Origin of the sequence: Staphylococcus capitis subsp. capitis (genome assembly GCF_040739495.1) — a bacterium.
GTDB lineage: Bacteria > Bacillota > Bacilli > Staphylococcales > Staphylococcaceae > Staphylococcus > Staphylococcus capitis.
This window is the reverse complement of record NZ_CP145263.1, coordinates 2,262,294-2,281,599: the sequence shown is the minus strand read 5'-3', so window position 1 is coordinate 2,281,599 and position 19,306 is coordinate 2,262,294. Positions and strand designations below refer to the sequence as shown.

Below are 19,306 nucleotides of genomic sequence, written 5' to 3'. Positions count from 1 at the left end.
AATCTGATTATAGCATTGTTAAATTACGCGAACAGGAATATAATAAGGATAAAATCGAATCTAACCAGGAGGATTTATTTAGAATATGTCAATCGAAGTAGGAAACAAACTTAAAGGTAAAGTTACAGGTATCAAGAAATTTGGTGCATTTGTAGAATTACCTGAAGGAAAAAGTGGTTTAGTTCATATCAGTGAAGTGGCTGATAATTATGTTGAGAATGTCGAAGACCACTTATCAGTTGGTGACGAAGTTGAAGTAAAAGTATTATCAATTGCTGATGACGGTAAAATTAGTCTATCGATTAAAAAAGCTAAAGATCGTCCTCGTAAACCTCACCACAATAATAAATCTAATCATGGGAGACCAGCTCAAAAAACTGAAGACTTTGAGAAGAAATTAAGTAACTTCTTAAAAGACAGTGAAGATAAATTAACTTCTATTAAACGTCAAACAGAGTCTCGTCGTGGCGGTAAAGGCTCAAGACGTTAAGATATAAATAGATTGAACAACCATCAATGTTACATCTTCTGTGAGATGTCGAATTAAGAACAATGTGCGATGGCAATGATATAGAAAATAATCGATGGTTAAACATGTAGCACTCTTACGGGGTGGGATGATGAATTCAAATATAACACTTTTGAATTCTCTCCTACTCCTATTTTATTTTTAGAAAAGAGAGGTGAGACGATGAAGTTAAATACGCAAGGATGGAACAACGATGCACATATCATTGTCGCAGTTTCAACTGGCATTGATAGCATGACCTTATTACATAGTTTATTAAACCAGTACCGTGATACCTATAAAACATTGACCTGTGTACATGTTAATCATGGATTACGAGCGCAATCAGTTGAAGAAGAAATATTTTTAAACGAGTATTGTCAAAAAAATCAAATTAAATTATATGTTAAACATCTCGACTTATCTAAAATAGTTGATAAAGGAAATAGTATTCAAAATGAAGCGCGTCGATTGCGGTATCAGTGGTTTGGAGAAGTCATTCGTGATTTAAATGCAGATGTATTACTTACAGCGCATCATCTTGATGACCAACTTGAAACGATTCTTTATAGGGTGCTGAGTGGTCGTTCAACTAGAAGCTCATTAGGAATGTCTGATATCTCGAACTATGAAGATTACCTTGTGTGTCGTCCTTTGCTGAACATTTACAAAAAAGACATCATCAATTATCAAGAAAAGTATCAGGTTCCATATTTTGAAGATAGTTCTAATCAAGATACGAAATATGTTAGAAATGATATACGACAACGGATTATCCCAAGTATTGATAACAATCCGTTTCTTGATTCCCATCACTTGTTAAAGTTAAAGGAATGGCACGACAATGAACTACAATTGTTAAAAGAACATGCGCGTTACTTTGTCGCTCACTTTGTTTCTAAAAATGATAGCGTCGCGGGGTATACATTTTCAAGGGAAGCATTTAACCGACTTAATCCTAATGTTAAAACAACTGTGATGGATCAATTATTAGAGGATATAGTGACCCATTCAACTATTTCACAAAAAACGTATGACGAGTGGTTCCAACAAATCCAAAATGAAAAATCTCAATTTCATATCGATATTACAGATAAATGGATAATTCAAATTGCATATGATACATTAATAATAATGGCTAAATTAGAAGACAATATAAATATAAAGCAAAATATTATGATAGACTGGCCAGGACTATATCAATTTAACGACTATGATATATGTATTAAGGAACACTTACCTCAGACGTCTTACCCTCTTAAAGTTCGTGCGAGACGTAATGGAGATATGTTCAAATTAAACGGGAGAAATGGACATAAAAAAGTGAGTCGTTTATTCATAGATCAAAAAATTCCTGCAATTGAACGGGAACAAATGCCAATAGTACTAACCCATTTAAATGAAATAGTAGCAATAGGCGAATTATATGTTCATGAGCAGTTTAAAGATTTAATTACGATTAAAAAATGATGGAGATGAATGATAATGCATAATGATTTAAAGAATGTTTTGTTAACTGAAGAAGACATTCAAAACATTTGTAAAGAATTAGGAGCGAAAATTACTGAGGACTATAAAGACCGTCCTCTAGTGTGTGTAGGTATTCTTAAAGGTTCAGTTATGTTTATGGCGGACCTTATCAAACGAATTGATACACACTTATCAATCGACTTTATGGATGTTTCAAGCTACCATGGTGGTACAGAATCAACAGGAGAAGTTCAAATTTTAAAGGATTTAGGTTCCTCTATAGAAAATAAAGATGTACTCATTATTGAAGATATTTTAGAAACAGGAACAACTTTAAAATCAATTACTGAATTGCTACAATCTCGTAAAGTAAGTTCTTTAGAAATTGTGACTTTATTGGATAAACCTAATCGACGTAAAGCTGACATTGAAGCAAAATATGTTGGTAAGAAAATTCCTGATGAATTTGTTATAGGTTATGGTTTAGATTATGGGGAATTATATAGAAATCTACCATACATTGGTACTTTAAAACCTGAGGTTTACTCTAAATAGATTTCATTTAAATATATGACTTATTTATGAAGCGTATGTTACAACTATCCGTACGAGTTAATGTAGTGAAGACTCGATTTATATGTGATAAGCTTTTTTATCAAATTAACTAACGATAAACATGACGATAAATGAATGATTTAGATAGCATAATTAAAGAAATATATAGTTGAAATTGACTAAAATTGAACAATCAATACGAAAGTTGAAATACTAGCCTGTGTAAGAAGTATTGTGTTACAATTTTTGTTAGTTTTATTATTGGAAGTAGGAGGAAATGACGCATGCAGAAAGCTTTTCGCAATGTGCTAGTTATCGCAATTATAGGCGTTATTATATTTGGTCTATTTTCGTTCTTAAATGGTAACGGAAAAACACCAAAACAGCTTACATACACTCAATTTGTTAATAAGTTGGATAAAGGCGACTTAAAATCATTAGAAATCCAACCTGAACAAAATGTCTATATGGTAAGTGGTAAAACTAAAAATGATGAAGACTATTCATCAACAATTTTATATAACAATGAAAAAGACTTACAAAAGATCACTGATACAGCTAAGAAACAAGATGATCTAAAATTTAAAGTTAAAGAAGAAGAAAAACAAAGTGTCTTTGTTAGTATTTTATCAACACTGATTCCAGTATTAATCATTGCATTATTATTTATTTTCTTCCTTAGTCAAGCCCAAGGTGGTGGCGGCGGAGGTCGTATGATGAACTTTGGTAAATCCAAAGCAAAAATGTACGATAGTAACAAACGTCGCGTTCGTTTCTCAGATGTTGCAGGTGCTGACGAAGAGAAACAAGAATTAATCGAAATTGTAGATTTCTTAAAAGATAATAAGAAATTTAAGCAAATGGGATCTCGAATTCCTAAAGGTGTTTTACTTGTAGGACCTCCAGGTACCGGTAAAACTTTATTAGCACGTGCAGTTGCAGGGGAAGCTGGCGCACCATTCTTCTCTATTAGTGGTTCTGACTTCGTAGAGATGTTTGTCGGTGTCGGTGCAAGCCGTGTTCGTGATTTATTCGAAAATGCTAAGAAAAATGCACCATGTATTATTTTCATTGACGAAATTGATGCAGTAGGACGTCAACGTGGTGCTGGTGTTGGTGGCGGTCATGACGAACGTGAACAAACACTTAACCAATTATTAGTTGAAATGGATGGTTTCGGTGAAAATGAAGGTATTATCATGATTGCTGCAACTAACCGTCCAGATATCTTGGACCCAGCGTTATTACGTCCAGGTCGTTTCGACAGACAAATTCAAGTTGGTCGTCCGGACGTTAAAGGCCGTGAAGCCATTCTTCATGTACACTCTAAAAATAAACCACTTGATGAAACAGTAGACTTAAAAGCCATTTCACAAAGAACGCCAGGTTTTTCAGGTGCGGATTTAGAAAACTTACTTAACGAGGCTTCATTAATTGCTGCACGTGAAGGTAAAAATAAAATCGATATGCGTGATATAGAAGAGGCAACTGACCGAGTTATAGCCGGTCCAGCTAAGAAATCTCGAGTTATTTCTGAAAAAGAACGTAATATCGTTGCGCATCACGAAGCAGGACATACTATTATTGGTATGGTTCTTGATGAAGCTGAGGTCGTGCACAAAGTAACCATAGTCCCTCGTGGACAAGCTGGTGGTTACGCGATGATGTTACCTAAACAAGATCGTTTCTTAATGACTGAGCCAGAGTTACTTGATAAAATTTGTGGTTTACTTGGTGGACGTGTTTCTGAAGATATTAACTTCGGTGAAGTATCGACAGGTGCTTCCAATGACTTTGAACGTGCAACTCAAATTGCAAGATCAATGGTTACTGAATATGGTATGAGTAAGAAACTTGGACCGTTACAATTCTCTAGTAGCGGTGGTGGCCAAGTATTCCTTGGTAAAGATATGCAAGGAGAGCCTAACTATTCTGGACAAATTGCATACGAAATTGATAAAGAAGTGCAACGTATTGTTAAAGAACAATATGAACGTTGTAAACAAATCTTGTTAGAACATCAAGAACAACTTAAACTTATCGCTAAGACATTGCTTACTGAAGAAACGTTAGTTGCAGAACAAATACGTGCATTGTTCTATGACGGTGAATTACCTGAAGTAGATTATGATGCAGCTAAAGTTGTTAAAGATGAAGACACAGATTATAGTGACGGAAAATATGGTAAATCTTACGATGATATTCGTAAAGAACAGCTAGATGAAGGCGACGAGAAAGAAAAAGAAGATCGTAAAGAAAATCGTGATATCGAGCACGAAAGACGTCGACAACATAATGAAGACCACGATTATAAAGGTCAAGAGTCTGATCAAGACTCTGATTCTGATGTAACTGGTCATGAGCAGTCACCAAACATCGATAAACCATATGATCCAAATAATCCAGATAATAGACATTAATTAAGTTAAATGAAGTCTCTTTCTACTCGTTCTTTGAAGAAGTAGGAAGAGACTTTTTTAGTTTGATACGTAGTTTATTGTAGAAATATATTAATATCAGTTTATGAGTTTATTATTTCAATAAGTTGCGAATGTCTGCTTTTCATATTATTAAATGTGTATTGAATTGATGTGCATTTTCAAAATTGAGCAACACATTTCATATTACTAACCAACATATGTATAATAGCTACTCAGTAACGAATTAAAATGATTAAAATGAATGAGAATAGATTAAAAAATTAAAAGGAGAATGACTGATGACACATGATTATATCGTAAGAGGATTGGCTTATGACGGTGAAATTAGAGCTTATGCTGCAACTACTACTGAATCTGTACAAGAAGCCCAAACAAGACACTATACATGGCCAACTGCTTCAGCAGCAATGGGACGTACGATGACTGCTACGGTAATGATGGGAGCAATGTTAAAAGGAGACCAAAAATTAACTGTAACGGTTGATGGTCAAGGACCAATTGGAAGAATCATAGCTGATGCCGATGCAAAAGGTAATGTACGTGCATATGTAGACCATCCACAGACGCATTTCCCTTTAAACGGACAAGGCAAATTAGATGTTAGACGTGCAGTAGGTACTAATGGATCAATCCAAGTAGTTAAAGATGTAGGTATGAAAGATTATTTCTCTGGGGCAAGTCCAATTGTTTCTGGTGAACTAGGAGATGACTTTACGTACTACTATGCAACAAGTGAACAAACACCATCTTCAGTAGGTTTAGGTGTATTAGTGAACCCTGATAACTCAGTTAAAGCTGCAGGTGGATTTATTATACAAGTTATGCCTGGTGCTAAAGATGAAACTGTTACAAAATTAGAAAATGCTATTAATGAAATGGAACCTGTATCTAAATTAATCGAACAAGGTTTAACTCCGGAAGGTATACTTAATGAGATTTTAGGAGAAGATAACGTTCAAATTTTAGATACGACAACAGCACAATTTGAATGTAACTGTAGTCATGAGAAATTCTTAAACGCTATTAAAGGTCTAGGTGAAGCAGAAGTACAAAGTATGATTGATGAGGATCACGGAGCTGAAGCTGTGTGTCATTTCTGTGGAAATAAATACCAATATACTGAAAGTGAATTAGAAGATTTGTTAACAGCGATGAAATAATTCTGTATTGAATAAGTATGATTAAGTATTCAAAATTAAATAAAATTAGGCGAGGAGATAGTTAAACTGTAAAGATTGTTCATGAATGTGTCGTTTTTAAACATATATTAAGGTGGCGCGTATTGTACGATTTGGTGCAACTGTCTCCTAACGTTTAATTTGATTTCTTCAGGGAAAAATTCTAATGTATATGTTGAATATAGTTTTTTATTGAGAATAAGACAATTTTGTTTCTCTTTTTAGAAAATTCTGATAGAATATATCTATATCCGATAGGAAAACTAAGTTTTAATATTTAAATAACAAAAAGGAGTGTTCTTAATGGCACAAAAACCCGTAGATAACGTTACACAAATTATTGGTAACACACCTGTAGTTAAATTAAGAAACGTAGTTGATGAAGATGCGGCAGATATTTATGTAAAATTAGAATATCAAAACCCGGGCGGTTCAGTAAAAGACCGTATTGCACTAGCAATGATTGAAAAAGCTGAACGTGAGGGCAAAATTCAACCTGGCGATACTATTGTAGAACCAACAAGTGGTAACACTGGAATTGGTTTAGCTTTCGTATGTGCAGCTAAAGGTTACAATGCTGTTTTCACAATGCCTGAAACTATGAGCCAAGAACGTCGTAACTTATTAAAAGCTTATGGTGCAGAACTTGTATTAACACCAGGGTCTGAAGCGATGAAAGGTGCTATTAAAAAAGCTAAAGAGCTTAAAGAAGAACACGGTTATTTCGAACCACAACAATTCGAAAACCTTGCAAACCCTGAAATTCATGAACTTACAACTGGTCCTGAACTTGTAGATCAATTCGAAGGTAAACAAATTGATGCATTCTTAGCAGGTGTAGGTACTGGTGGTACTTTATCTGGTGTTGGTAAAGTCTTAAGAAAAGAATACCCTAATGTTGAAATCGTTGCGATTGAACCAGAAGCTTCACCAGTATTAAGTGGTGGAGAACCAGGTCCACATAAATTACAAGGTTTAGGTGCTGGTTTCGTACCTGACACATTAAATACAGATATTTACGATAGCATTATTAAAGTTGGAAATGATACTGCGATGGATATGGCACGTCGTGTTGCTAAAGAAGAAGGTATCTTAGCAGGTATTTCTTCAGGAGCTGCAATTTACGCCGCAATCCAAAAAGCAAAAGAACTAGGTAAAGGTAAAACAGTTGTAACAGTCTTACCAAGTAATGGTGAGCGTTACCTATCTACGCCTTTATACTCATTTGATGACTAAGATTTAATATTTGAATATATAGTAAGCTTTGCAAACGAAGATGTTGGTAAAGGTACTTTAAAGTCGATGTGTATAAAACTTTGGCTTTTAAGTCCCCTCTGATCCACATCTTCGTTTTTTATATTGTTAATTTTGTTGTTCTATAACACTGTTTTATCTTTCTAAATAAAAAATGTGCTCAAAATGTATGATAATGAATGATATGATTAATAGTAAATTGTGTAGTAGTTTGATTTGAATTTTCAAGAATAATAAGTTTTTATACATAACTTTGAAAAGAATTTCAATATAGAAAAGGTGAAACACATGACTAAAACAAAAATTATGGGCATACTTAACGTCACGCCTGATTCTTTCTCAGATGGAGGTAAATTTAATTCAGTAGACAAAGCTACTAAACGAGTAAAAGAAATGATTGATGAGGGTGTTGATATCATTGATATTGGTGGCGTGTCGACACGACCTGGTTATGAAGAAGTATCTTTGGAAGAAGAAATGGAAAGAGTTATTCCAGTTGTTAATGCACTAGTACAATATGATATACAACTTTCAATTGATACATTTCGTAGCGAGGTTGCTGAAGCATGTCTCAAACTAGGTGCTACAATGATTAATGATCAATGGGCAGGTTTGTATGATCCCAAAATTTTTAAAGTTGTAGCTGAATATGGTGCTGAAATCGTTTTAATGCATAATGGGGACGGTCGAAGAGAAGACCCCGTCGTAGATGAAATGCTTACGTCACTTCTCGCTCAAGCTAATAAAGCTGAAATGGCAGGTATCCCACAAGAAAAAATTTGGTTGGATCCAGGAATTGGTTTTGCTAAAACACGCGATGAAGAAAATGAAGTGATGGCTCGTTTAGATGAACTGGTAGCAACTGAATATCCCATTTTATTGGCAACAAGCCGTAAAAGGTTTATTAAAGAAATGATTGGAACAGATACAACGCCATTAGAAAGAGATGAGGCCACAGGAGCAACAACTGCCTATGGTATAATGAAAGGTGTTAAAGCTGTTCGAGTTCATAACGTTCAGTTGAATGCGCGGTTAGCTCATAGTATGGATTTTTTAAAGGAGAATGAACATGAACGACATTATCTTTCTTAATGGTATGCGTTTTTATGGATATCATGGGGTGTTACCATCAGAAAATGAAATTGGTCAAATATTTATAGTAGATGTTACGTTGAAGGTCGACTTAAAAGATGCTGGTCAATCAGATGATGTTGCAGATACTGTAAATTATGGCGAAGTGTTTGAAGAAGTTAAATCAATTGTTGAAGGTAGGCCATCTAGATTGATTGAACATCTAGCTGAACGTATTGCAAAACGTATAAATTCACACTATAATCGTGTAATGGAAACGAAAGTTAAAATCACTAAAGAAAGTCCACCCATTCCTGGACATTATGATGGTGTAGGAATTGAAATAGTGAGGGAGAATTGCTAAATGGTTAAAGCGTTTTTAGGTTTAGGAAGTAATATTGGAGAACGTGAAACGCAACTTAAAGAAGCTATAAGGATTTTAAATCGTTTTGATAATATTAAAGTGACTCAAATCTCTGATATTTATGAAACTGAACCAGTGGGATACACTAATCAACCGAACTTTTTAAATTTATGTGTTGAAATAGATACAACATTAGATCCTCAATCTTTACTATCATGTTGCTTAAAAACAGAACAACAACTCCATCGAGTAAGAGTTAAACGTTGGGGGCCAAGAACTTTAGATGTAGATATATTATTATATGAAGATCAAATTATCGAAGAAGATAATTTATCGGTACCACATCCGAGGATGAATGAACGTTCGTTTGTGCTTATTCCTTTAAATGATATTGCTTCGAATCAAATAGAACCTCGTACCCATCTAACTATTGGCAATTTAGTAACCGCAGACGATACTGTTAAAAAGTATAATAAGTGAGTAGCAATAAAAACAAATATTTAATTTTTAGAGAAGTTGAAATAAAAGCATAAATTGCTTTATTACATTTACAACGTCTTGTAGAATTAAAAAGTGAGAAGATTGGCGTTGTGGAAATGATAAACCAAGATTGATGATATCTTATTGGTTTTAAAGATAAAGTTCATATAGCTTTAGATGAATCTAAAACCGAATAAGTATTTTATATGACTAACAAAATTTCTATCAAGAACGCATGGAACAATCCATAATTTAAACAATAAGCTTAAAGGAGAGAAAGTTATGTCAGAAGAAATGAATGACCAAATGCAGGTCCGTCGTCAAAAACTACAAGAATTAATAGATTTAGGAATAGATCCGTTCGGTCATCGTTTTGATCGTAGTGCTACTTCTAACGAGTTAAAAGAGCAATGGGATCAATTTTCAAAAGAAGAATTACATGAAAAAGAGGACGAAAGTCACGTTGCAATTGCAGGTCGTTTAATGACAAAACGCGGTAAAGGTAAAGCAGGATTTGCACATATCCAAGATTTAGAAGGTCAAATTCAAATTTACGTAAGAAAAGACCAAGTTGGAGAAGAACAATTTGATATTTGGAAAATTGCTGACTTAGGTGACATTGTTGGAATCGAAGGTGTTATGTTTAAAACTAATACTGGTGAAATTTCAGTTAAGGCTAAGTCGTTTACATTATTATCTAAATCATTACGTCCTTTACCAGATAAGTTCCATGGACTACAAGATATTGAACAAAGATATCGTCAACGTTATTTAGATTTAATAACAAACGAAGATAGTACACGTACATTTATTAATCGCAGTAAAATTATTCAAGAAATGCGTAATTATTTAAATAAACAAGGTTTCTTAGAAGTAGAAACACCTATGATGCATCAAATTGCTGGAGGTGCGGCTGCACGTCCATTTGTTACCCACCATAACGCATTAGATGCTACGTTATATATGCGTATAGCTATTGAATTACACCTAAAACGCTTAATCGTCGGTGGTCTTGAAAAAGTATACGAAATTGGCCGTGTATTCCGTAATGAAGGCGTATCTACACGTCATAATGCAGAATTCACAATGATAGAATTATATGAAGCCTACGCTGATTATCATGATATTATGGATTTAACTGAGAGCATGGTTAGACATATTGCTCAAGAGGTCTTTGGTTCAGCTAAAGTTTCTTATAATGATGAAGAAATAGATTTAGAGTCTTCTTGGAGAAGACTTCACATTGTTGATGCAGTTAAAGAAGCCACTGGCGTGAATTTCTATGATGTTAAAACTGATGAGGAAGCGGTAAGCTTAGCTAAAGAACATGGTATTGAGATTACTGAAAATATGAAATATGGTCATATTTTAAATGAATTCTTCGAACAAAAAGTTGAGGAAACGTTAATTCAACCTACATTCATTTATGGCCATCCAATTGAAATCTCTCCATTAGCTAAAAAGAATCCAGAAGATCCTAGGTTTACTGATCGATTTGAACTATTTATAGTGGGAAGAGAACATGCGAATGCTTTCACAGAATTAAATGACCCAATCGATCAACGTGAACGTTTCGAAGCACAACTTGTTGAGAAAGAACAAGGTAACGATGAAGCGCATGAGATGGATGAAGATTATATTGAAGCGTTGGAATATGGTATGCCTCCTACAGGTGGATTAGGTATCGGTATCGATCGTTTGGTAATGTTACTAACAGATTCACCTTCTATCAGAGATGTACTATTATTCCCTTATATGAGACAGAAATAATTTTCTAGTCTAGTACTAGTTGCATCAATCATCTATATGGTGGTTGATGCTTTTTTGTATTTAAAATGCTTTATTATTAAGGGTGAAAAGTCTATCAATTTGATAAATCTATAATGTGTGTAAGGCGTGCTATATAAAAAATTTCCATTACTAAGAAATATAATTATCATTTTTTAGGGGAAAGTAGTGATTTTTCACAATAAAATATACAAATTGATTTTAAAAATGCAAATATTATCATAGATTTAGCCTTTAGCTTATGGTAGAATATTACGAGTGAAATAAGTCAGGTGCATTTAAGAAATATAGATTAAAAACGATTGAAAAAAGTTCTATAAAAGTGTTGACTTGTTTATTTAAATGAAGTAACATATAAAAGTCGTCAAAAACGAGGACGCATGTTATGAAATTGTAAATGAAATTTTAACAAAGTGTAAAATTAACCGTTGCAAAGTCATTTACAAGTGTGTATTATATATAAAGTAAGTTAATTTTGTCTGGTGACAATGGCAAGGAGGTCACACCTGTTCCCATGCCGAACACAGAAGTTAAGCTCCTTAGCGCCGATGGTAGTCGGGCTTACGTCCCGCTAGAGTAGGACGTTGCCAGGCAATATTTGAAATAGGAGAATTAGCTCAGCTGGGAGAGCATCTGCCTTACAAGCAGAGGGTCGGCGGTTCGAACCCGTCATTCTCCACCATGATAGCCGGCCTAGCTCAATTGGTAGAGCAACTGACTTGTAATCAGTAGGTTGGGGGTTCAAGTCCTCTGGCCGGCACCATCTTTTGAGCCATTAGCTCAGTTGGTAGAGCATCTGACTTTTAATCAGAGGGTCAGAGGTTCGAATCCTCTATGGCTCATTACGATTTTATTTATATGCGGAAGTAGTTCAGTGGTAGAACACCACCTTGCCAAGGTGGGGGTCGCGGGTTCGAATCCCGTCTTCCGCTCCATTATTTTGCCGGGGTGGCGGAACTGGCAGACGCACAGGACTTAAAATCCTGCGGTGAGAGATCACCGTACCGGTTCGATTCCGGTCCTCGGCACCATCTTAATAAAGCGCCCGTAGCTCAACTGGATAGAGCGTTTGACTACGGATCAAGAGGTTATGGGTTCGACTCCTATCGGGCGCGTCATTTTATTATGATTATTAACTACATACGGGAAGTAGCTCAGCTTGGTAGAGCACTTGGTTTGGGACCAAGGGGTCGCAGGTTCGAATCCTGTCTTCCCGACTTCTTTCTAAAATTATGGGGGCTTAGCTCAGCTGGGAGAGCGCCTGCTTTGCACGCAGGAGGTCAGCGGTTCGATCCCGCTAGTCTCCACCATTTATAATTATTCATTATAATAAATGAACATTGAAAACTGAATGACAATATGTCAACGTTAATTCCAATAAACGTAACGAAACGTTACAAACTATTTAGTATTTATGAGCTAATCAAACATCATAATTTTTTATGGAGAGTTTGATCCTGGCTCAGGATGAACGCTGGCGGCGTGCCTAATACATGCAAGTCGAGCGAACAGACGAGGAGCTTGCTCCTCTGACGTTAGCGGCGGACGGGTGAGTAACACGTGGATAACCTACCTATAAGACTGGGATAACTTCGGGAAACCGGAGCTAATACCGGATAACATGTTGAACCGCATGGTTCAACAGTGAAAGACGGTCTTGCTGTCACTTATAGATGGATCCGCGCCGCATTAGCTAGTTGGTAAGGTAACGGCTTACCAAGGCAACGATGCGTAGCCGACCTGAGAGGGTGATCGGCCACACTGGAACTGAGACACGGTCCAGACTCCTACGGGAGGCAGCAGTAGGGAATCTTCCGCAATGGGCGAAAGCCTGACGGAGCAACGCCGCGTGAGTGAAGAAGGTCTTCGGATCGTAAAACTCTGTTATTAGGGAAGAACAAATGTGTAAGTAACTATGCACGTCTTGACGGTACCTAATCAGAAAGCCACGGCTAACTACGTGCCAGCAGCCGCGGTAATACGTAGGTGGCAAGCGTTATCCGGAATTATTGGGCGTAAAGCGCGCGTAGGCGGTTTTTTAAGTCTGATGTGAAAGCCCACGGCTCAACCGTGGAGGGTCATTGGAAACTGGAAAACTTGAGTGCAGAAGAGGAAAGTGGAATTCCATGTGTAGCGGTGAAATGCGCAGAGATATGGAGGAACACCAGTGGCGAAGGCGACTTTCTGGTCTGTAACTGACGCTGATGTGCGAAAGCGTGGGGATCAAACAGGATTAGATACCCTGGTAGTCCACGCCGTAAACGATGAGTGCTAAGTGTTAGGGGGTTTCCGCCCCTTAGTGCTGCAGCTAACGCATTAAGCACTCCGCCTGGGGAGTACGACCGCAAGGTTGAAACTCAAAGGAATTGACGGGGACCCGCACAAGCGGTGGAGCATGTGGTTTAATTCGAAGCAACGCGAAGAACCTTACCAAATCTTGACATCCTCTGATCCCTCTAGAGATAGAGTTTTCCCCTTCGGGGGACAGAGTGACAGGTGGTGCATGGTTGTCGTCAGCTCGTGTCGTGAGATGTTGGGTTAAGTCCCGCAACGAGCGCAACCCTTAAGCTTAGTTGCCATCATTAAGTTGGGCACTCTAAGTTGACTGCCGGTGACAAACCGGAGGAAGGTGGGGATGACGTCAAATCATCATGCCCCTTATGATTTGGGCTACACACGTGCTACAATGGACAATACAAAGGGTAGCAAAACCGCGAGGTCAAGCAAATCCCATAAAGTTGTTCTCAGTTCGGATTGTAGTCTGCAACTCGACTACATGAAGCTGGAATCGCTAGTAATCGTAGATCAGCATGCTACGGTGAATACGTTCCCGGGTCTTGTACACACCGCCCGTCACACCACGAGAGTTTGTAACACCCGAAGCCGGTGGAGTAACCTTTTGGAGCTAGCCGTCGAAGGTGGGACAAATGATTGGGGTGAAGTCGTAACAAGGTAGCCGTATCGGAAGGTGCGGCTGGATCACCTCCTTTCTAAGGATATATTCGGAACATCTTCTTCGAAGATGAAAGGGATAACGTGACATATTGTATTCAGTTTTGAATGTTTATTAACATTCAAATTTGTACATTGAAAACTAGATAAGTAAGTAAATAGATTTTACCAAGCAAAACCGAGTGAATAGAGTTTTAAATAAGCTTGAATTCATAAAAATAATCGCTAGTGTTCGAAAGAACACTCACAAGATTAATAACAGGTTTTCGACTTTAACTTTTAAAGAAATCGTTGTGATATGAAAGCGATTGACTAAAAGTATGGTGGAAACATAGATTAAGTTATTAAGGGCGCACGGTGGATGCCTTGGCACTAGAAGCCGAAGAAGGACGTTACTAACGACGATATGCTTTGGGTAGCTGTAAGTAAGCGTTGATCCAGAGATTTCCGAATGGGGGAACCCAACATGAGTTATGTCATGTTATCGACATGTGAATTCATAGCATGTCAGAAGGCAGACCCGGAGAACTGAAACATCTTAGTACCCGGAGGAAGAGAAAGAAAAATCGATTCCCTGAGTAGCGGCGAGCGAAACGGGAAGAGCCCAAACCAACAAGCTTGCTTGTTGGGGTTGTAGGACACTCTATACGGAGTTACAAAAGAACATGTTAGACGAATCATCTGGAAAGATGAATCAAAGAAGGTAATAATCCTGTAGTCGAAAACATATTCTCTCTTGAGTGGATCCTGAGTACGACGGAGCACGTGAAATTCCGTCGGAATCTAGGAGGACCATCTCCTAAGGCTAAATACTCTCTAGTGACCGATAGTGAACCAGTACCGTGAGGGAAAGGTGAAAAGTACCCCGGAAGGGGAGTGAAAGAGAACTTGAAACCGTGTGCTTACAAGTAGTCAGAGCCCGTTTATGGGTGATGGCGTGCCTTTTGTAGAATGAACCGGCGAGTTACGATCTGATGCAAGGTTAAGCAGCGAATGTGGAGCCGTAGCGAAAGCGAGTCTGAATAGGGCGTTGAGTATTTGGTCGTAGACCCGAAACCAGGTGATCTACCCTTGGTCAGGTTGAAGTTCAGGTAACACTGAATGGAGGACCGAACCGACTTACGTTGAAAAGTGAGCGGATGAACTGAGGGTAGCGGAGAAATTCCAATCGAACTTGGAGATAGCTGGTTCTCTCCGAAATAGCTTTAGGGCTAGCCTCAAGTGATGATTATTGGAGGTAGAGCACTGTTTGGACGAGGGGCCCCTCTCGGGTTACCGAATTCAGACAAACTCCGAATGCCAATCAATTTAACTTGGGAGTCAGAACATGGGTGATAAGGTCCGTGTTCGAAAGGGAAACAGCCCAGACCACCAGCTAAGGTCCCAAAATATATGTTAAGTGGAAAAGGATGTGGCGTTGCCCAGACAACTAGGATGTTGGCTTAGAAGCAGCCATCATTTAAAGAGTGCGTAATAGCTCACTAGTCGAGTGACACTGCGCCGAAAATGTACCGGGGCTAAACATATTACCGAAGCTGTGGATTGTCCTTCGGACAATGGTAGGAGAGCGTTCTAAGGGCGTTGAAGCATGATCGCAAGGACATGTGGAGCGCTTAGAAGTGAGAATGCCGGTGTGAGTAGCGAAAGACGGGTGAGAATCCCGTCCACCGATTGACTAAGGTTTCCAGAGGAAGGCTCGTCCGCTCTGGGTTAGTCGGGTCCTAAGCTGAGGCCGACAGGCGTAGGCGATGGATAACAGGTTGATATTCCTGTACCACCTAGTATCGTTTTAATCGATGGGGGGACGCAGTAGGATAGGCGAAGCGTGCTGTTGGAGTGCACGTCCAAGCAGTAAGGCTGAGTGTTAGGCAAATCCGGCACTCGTTAGGCTGAGCTGTGATGGGGAGAGGAAATTGTTTCCTCGAGTCGTTGATTTCACACTGCCGAGAAAAGCCTCTAGATAGATAACAGGTGCCCGTACCGCAAACCGACACAGGTAGTCAAGATGAGAATTCTAAGGTGAGCGAGCGAACTCTCGTTAAGGAACTCGGCAAAATGACCCCGTAACTTCGGGAGAAGGGGTGCTCTTTAGGGTTCACGCCCAGAAGAGCCGCAGTGAATAGGCCCAAGCGACTGTTTATCAAAAACACAGGTCTCTGCTAAACCGTAAGGTGATGTATAGGGGCTGACGCCTGCCCGGTGCTGGAAGGTTAAGAGGAGTGGTTAGCTTCTGCGAAGCCACGAATCGAAGCCCCAGTAAACGGCGGCCGTAACTATAACGGTCCTAAGGTAGCGAAATTCCTTGTCGGGTAAGTTCCGACCCGCACGAAAGGCGTAACGATTTGGGCACTGTCTCAACGAGAGACTCGGTGAAATCATAGTACCTGTGAAGATGCAGGTTACCCGCGACAGGACGGAAAGACCCCGTGGAGCTTTACTGTAGCCTGATATTGAAATTCGGCACAGCTTGTACAGGATAGGTAGGAGCCATTGAAACGTGAGCGCTAGCTTACGTGGAGGCGTTGGTGGGATACTACCCTAGCTGTGTTGGCTTTCTAACCCGCACCACTTATCGTGGTGGGAGACAGTGTCAGGCGGGCAGTTTGACTGGGGCGGTCGCCTCCTAAAAGGTAACGGAGGCGCTCAAAGGTTCCCTCAGAATGGTTGGAAATCATTCACAGAGTGTAAAGGCATAAGGGAGCTTGACTGCGAGACCTACAAGTCGAGCAGGGTCGAAAGACGGACTTAGTGATCCGGTGGTTCCGCATGGAAGGGCCATCGCTCAACGGATAAAAGCTACCCCGGGGATAACAGGCTTATCTCCCCCAAGAGTTCACATCGACGGGGAGGTTTGGCACCTCGATGTCGGCTCATCGCATCCTGGGGCTGTAGTCGGTCCCAAGGGTTGGGCTGTTCGCCCATTAAAGCGGTACGCGAGCTGGGTTCAGAACGTCGTGAGACAGTTCGGTCCCTATCCGTCGTGGGCGTAGGAAATTTGAGAGGAGCTGTCCTTAGTACGAGAGGACCGGGATGGACATACCTCTGGTGTACCAGTTGTCGTGCCAACGGCATAGCTGGGTAGCTATGTATGGACGGGATAAGTGCTGAAAGCATCTAAGCATGAAGCCCCCCTCAAGATGAGATTTCCCAACTTCGGTTATAAGATCCCTCGAAGATGACGAGGTTAATAGGTTCGAGGTGGAAGCGTGGTGACACGTGGAGCTGACGAATACTAATCGATCGAAGACTTAATCAATATTAAAATGTTTTGCGACGCAAAATCATTACTTACTATCTAGTTTTGAATGTATAACACATTCATTTGTCTGGTGACAATGGCAAGGAGGTCACACCTGTTCCCATGCCGAACACAGAAGTTAAGCTCCTTAGCGCCGATGGTAGTCGGACTTACGTTCCGCTAGAGTAGGACGTTGCCAGGCAAACCACTTTTGACCGTTAGGTCATTTTTTTGTGGATTATTTTTACTGAATAAAATTAATTTTAAATATTTATTGACTTTAACATCAATAAAGCGTATAATTAATTCTTGTCGGTAAGAAAAATGAACATTGAAAACTGAATGACAATATGTCAACGTTAATTCCAAGAAACGTAACAAAACGTTACAAACTATTTAGTATTTATGAGCTAATCAAACATCATAATTTTTTATGGAGAGTTTGATCCTGGCTCAGGATGAACGCTGGCGGCGTGCCTAATACATGCAAGTCGAGCGAACAGACGAGGAGCTTGCTCCTTTGACGTTAGCGGCGGACGGGTGAGTAACACGTGGATAACCTACCTATAAGACTGGGATAACTTCGGGAAACCGGAGCTAATACCGGATAACATGTTGAACCGCATGGTTCAACAGTGAAAGACGGTCTTGCTGTCACTTATAGATGGATCCGCGCCGCATTAGCTAGTTGGTAAGGTAACGGCTTACCAAGGCAACGATGCGTAGCCGACCTGAGAGGGTGATCGGCCACACTGGAACTGAGACACGGTCCAGACTCCTACGGGAGGCAGCAGTAGGGAATCTTCCGCAATGGGCGAAAGCCTGACGGAGCAACGCCGCGTGAGTGAAGAAGGTCTTCGGATCGTAAAACTCTGTTATTAGGGAAGAACAAATGTGTAAGTAACTATGCACGTCTTGACGGTACCTAATCAGAAAGCCACGGCTAACTACGTGCCAGCAGCCGCGGTAATACGTAGGTGGCAAGCGTTATCCGGAATTATTGGGCGTAAAGCGCGCGTAGGCGGTTTTTTAAGTCTGATGTGAAAGCCCACGGCTCAACCGTGGAGGGTCATTGGAAACTGGAAAACTTGAGTGCAGAAGAGGAAAGTGGAATTCCATGTGTAGCGGTGAAATGCGCAGAGATATGGAGGAACACCAGTGGCGAAGGCGACTTTCTGGTCTGTAACTGACGCTGATGTGCGAAAGCGTGGGGATCAAACAGGATTAGATACCCTGGTAGTCCACGCCGTAAACGATGAGTGCTAAGTGTTAGGGGGTTTCCGCCCCTTAGTGCTGCAGCTAACGCATTAAGCACTCCGCCTGGGGAGTACGACCGCAAGGTTGAAACTCAAAGGAATTGACGGGGACCCGCACAAGCGGTGGAGCATGTGGTTTAATTCGAAGCAACGCGAAGAACCTTACCAAATCTTGACATCCTCTGATCCCTCTAGAGATAGAGTTTTCCCCTTCGGGGGACAGAGTGACAGGTGGTGCATGGTTGTCGTCAGCTCGTGTCGTGAGATGTTGGGTTAAGTCCCGCAACGAGCGCAACCCTTAAGCTTAGTTGCCATCATTAAGTTGGGCACTCTAAGTTGACTGCCGGTGACAAACCGGAGGAAGGCGGGGATGACGTCAAATCATCATGCCCCTTATGATTTGGGCTACACACGTGCTACAATGGACAATACAAAGGGTAGCGAAACCGCGAGGTCAAGCAAATCCCATAAAGTTGTTCTCAGTTCGGATTGTAGTCTGCAACTCGACTACATGAAGCTGGAATCGCTAGTAATCGTAGATCAGCATGCTACGGTGAATACGTTCCCGGGTCTTGTACACACCGCCCGTCACACCACGAGAGTTTGTAACACCCGAAGCCGGTGGAGTAACCTTTTGGAGCTAGCCGTCGAAGGTGGGACAAATGATTGGGGTGAAGTCGTAACAAGGTAGCCGTATCGGAAGGTGCGGCTGGATCACCTCCTTTCTAAGGATATATTCGGAACATCTTCT

The 19,306-nt window shown here is 39.8% G+C and carries 10 protein-coding genes, 8 tRNA genes and 5 rRNA genes; all 23 read left to right on the top strand.

Features of this window, described 5'->3' with window-relative positions; genetic code table 11:
* Window positions 1-85 precede the first annotated feature (85 nt).
* The gene (locus V6C74_RS11390; RefSeq protein WP_002436830.1) at window positions 86-490 is read left to right on the top strand and encodes a S1 domain-containing RNA-binding protein; all 405 of its coding nucleotides are present in this window, start codon (window positions 86-88) and stop codon (window positions 488-490) included.
* Between the two features lie 201 nt (window positions 491-691).
* A complete protein-coding gene (tilS, locus tag V6C74_RS11385) occupies window positions 692-1,978 on the top strand; it encodes a tRNA lysidine(34) synthetase TilS (protein ID WP_002452463.1) in 1,287 nt (428 codons plus the stop codon).
* Between the two features lie 15 nt (window positions 1,979-1,993).
* The gene (gene hpt / locus V6C74_RS11380) at window positions 1,994-2,533 is read left to right on the top strand and encodes a hypoxanthine phosphoribosyltransferase (RefSeq protein ID WP_016898889.1); all 540 of its coding nucleotides are present in this window, start codon (window positions 1,994-1,996) and stop codon (window positions 2,531-2,533) included.
* Window positions 2,534-2,817: 284 nt separating this feature from the next.
* A complete protein-coding gene (gene ftsH / locus V6C74_RS11375; RefSeq protein WP_002452465.1) occupies window positions 2,818-4,953 on the top strand; it encodes an ATP-dependent zinc metalloprotease FtsH in 2,136 nt (711 codons plus the stop codon).
* Between the two features lie 299 nt (window positions 4,954-5,252).
* Window positions 5,253-6,134, top strand: a complete 882-nt coding sequence (hslO, locus tag V6C74_RS11370; RefSeq protein ID WP_070664253.1) for an Hsp33 family molecular chaperone HslO — start codon at window positions 5,253-5,255, stop codon at window positions 6,132-6,134.
* A 321-nt stretch (window positions 6,135-6,455) separates the two neighbouring features.
* A complete protein-coding gene (cysK, locus tag V6C74_RS11365; RefSeq protein ID WP_002436801.1) occupies window positions 6,456-7,388 on the top strand; it encodes a cysteine synthase A in 933 nt (310 codons plus the stop codon).
* Window positions 7,389-7,694: 306 nt separating this feature from the next.
* The gene (gene folP, locus V6C74_RS11360) at window positions 7,695-8,498 is read left to right on the top strand and encodes a dihydropteroate synthase (protein ID WP_002452466.1); all 804 of its coding nucleotides are present in this window, start codon (window positions 7,695-7,697) and stop codon (window positions 8,496-8,498) included.
* Window positions 8,476-8,841 carry a dihydroneopterin aldolase gene (gene folB, locus V6C74_RS11355; RefSeq protein ID WP_002452467.1) on the top strand — a complete coding sequence of 122 codons (366 nt, stop codon included), beginning with the start codon at window positions 8,476-8,478 and terminating at the stop codon, window positions 8,839-8,841. Before folP ends, folB begins: the two co-directional genes overlap by 23 nt.
* Window positions 8,842-9,321: a 2-amino-4-hydroxy-6-hydroxymethyldihydropteridine diphosphokinase gene (gene folK, locus V6C74_RS11350; RefSeq protein ID WP_002436837.1), complete on the top strand. Its 480-nt coding sequence runs from the start codon at window positions 8,842-8,844 to the stop codon at window positions 9,319-9,321.
* A gap of 282 nt (window positions 9,322-9,603) precedes the next feature.
* Window positions 9,604-11,091 (top strand): lysine--tRNA ligase, encoded by a 1,488-nt coding sequence (gene lysS, locus V6C74_RS11345; RefSeq protein WP_103175525.1) that lies wholly within the window; start codon window positions 9,604-9,606, stop codon window positions 11,089-11,091.
* 496 nt (window positions 11,092-11,587) lie between these two features.
* A 5S ribosomal RNA gene (gene rrf, locus V6C74_RS11340) occupies window positions 11,588-11,702 on the top strand.
* A gap of 13 nt (window positions 11,703-11,715) precedes the next feature.
* Window positions 11,716-11,791, top strand: a tRNA-Val gene (locus V6C74_RS11335).
* A gap of 5 nt (window positions 11,792-11,796) precedes the next feature.
* A tRNA-Thr gene (locus V6C74_RS11330) sits at window positions 11,797-11,872 on the top strand.
* A gap of 6 nt (window positions 11,873-11,878) precedes the next feature.
* A tRNA-Lys gene (locus V6C74_RS11325) sits at window positions 11,879-11,951 on the top strand.
* Between the two features lie 18 nt (window positions 11,952-11,969).
* Window positions 11,970-12,044: transfer RNA gene (locus tag V6C74_RS11320), tRNA-Gly, on the top strand.
* Window positions 12,045-12,051: 7 nt separating this feature from the next.
* Window positions 12,052-12,140: transfer RNA gene (locus V6C74_RS11315), tRNA-Leu, on the top strand.
* A gap of 10 nt (window positions 12,141-12,150) precedes the next feature.
* Window positions 12,151-12,224 (top strand) — tRNA-Arg (locus V6C74_RS11310).
* 28 nt (window positions 12,225-12,252) lie between these two features.
* A tRNA-Pro gene (locus tag V6C74_RS11305) sits at window positions 12,253-12,326 on the top strand.
* A gap of 17 nt (window positions 12,327-12,343) precedes the next feature.
* A tRNA-Ala gene (locus V6C74_RS11300) sits at window positions 12,344-12,419 on the top strand.
* Window positions 12,420-12,548: 129 nt separating this feature from the next.
* Window positions 12,549-14,099, top strand: a 16S ribosomal RNA gene (locus tag V6C74_RS11295).
* A gap of 296 nt (window positions 14,100-14,395) precedes the next feature.
* Window positions 14,396-17,317: ribosomal RNA gene (locus tag V6C74_RS11290) — 23S ribosomal RNA — on the top strand.
* 69 nt (window positions 17,318-17,386) lie between these two features.
* Window positions 17,387-17,501: ribosomal RNA gene (gene rrf, locus V6C74_RS11285) — 5S ribosomal RNA — on the top strand.
* Window positions 17,502-17,729: 228 nt separating this feature from the next.
* Window positions 17,730-19,280, top strand: a 16S ribosomal RNA gene (locus V6C74_RS11280).
* The 16S, 23S and 5S rRNA genes sit together here with 8 tRNA genes alongside, the layout of an rRNA operon.
* Window positions 19,281-19,306: the final 26 nt, after the last annotated feature.

Coding starts and splice junctions, on each gene's coding strand:
- V6C74_RS11390 (WP_002436830.1), top strand. CDS start 86: ATGTCAATCGAAGTAGGAAACAAACTTAAAGGTAAAGTTACAGGTATC.
- tilS (WP_002452463.1), top strand. CDS start 692: ATGAAGTTAAATACGCAAGGATGGAACAACGATGCACATATCATTGTC.
- hpt (WP_016898889.1), top strand. CDS start 1,994: ATGCATAATGATTTAAAGAATGTTTTGTTAACTGAAGAAGACATTCAA.
- ftsH (WP_002452465.1), top strand. CDS start 2,818: ATGCAGAAAGCTTTTCGCAATGTGCTAGTTATCGCAATTATAGGCGTT.
- hslO (WP_070664253.1), top strand. CDS start 5,253: ATGACACATGATTATATCGTAAGAGGATTGGCTTATGACGGTGAAATT.
- cysK (WP_002436801.1), top strand. CDS start 6,456: ATGGCACAAAAACCCGTAGATAACGTTACACAAATTATTGGTAACACA.
- folP (WP_002452466.1), top strand. CDS start 7,695: ATGACTAAAACAAAAATTATGGGCATACTTAACGTCACGCCTGATTCT.
- folB (WP_002452467.1), top strand. CDS start 8,476: ATGAACGACATTATCTTTCTTAATGGTATGCGTTTTTATGGATATCAT.
- folK (WP_002436837.1), top strand. CDS start 8,842: ATGGTTAAAGCGTTTTTAGGTTTAGGAAGTAATATTGGAGAACGTGAA.
- lysS (WP_103175525.1), top strand. CDS start 9,604: ATGTCAGAAGAAATGAATGACCAAATGCAGGTCCGTCGTCAAAAACTA.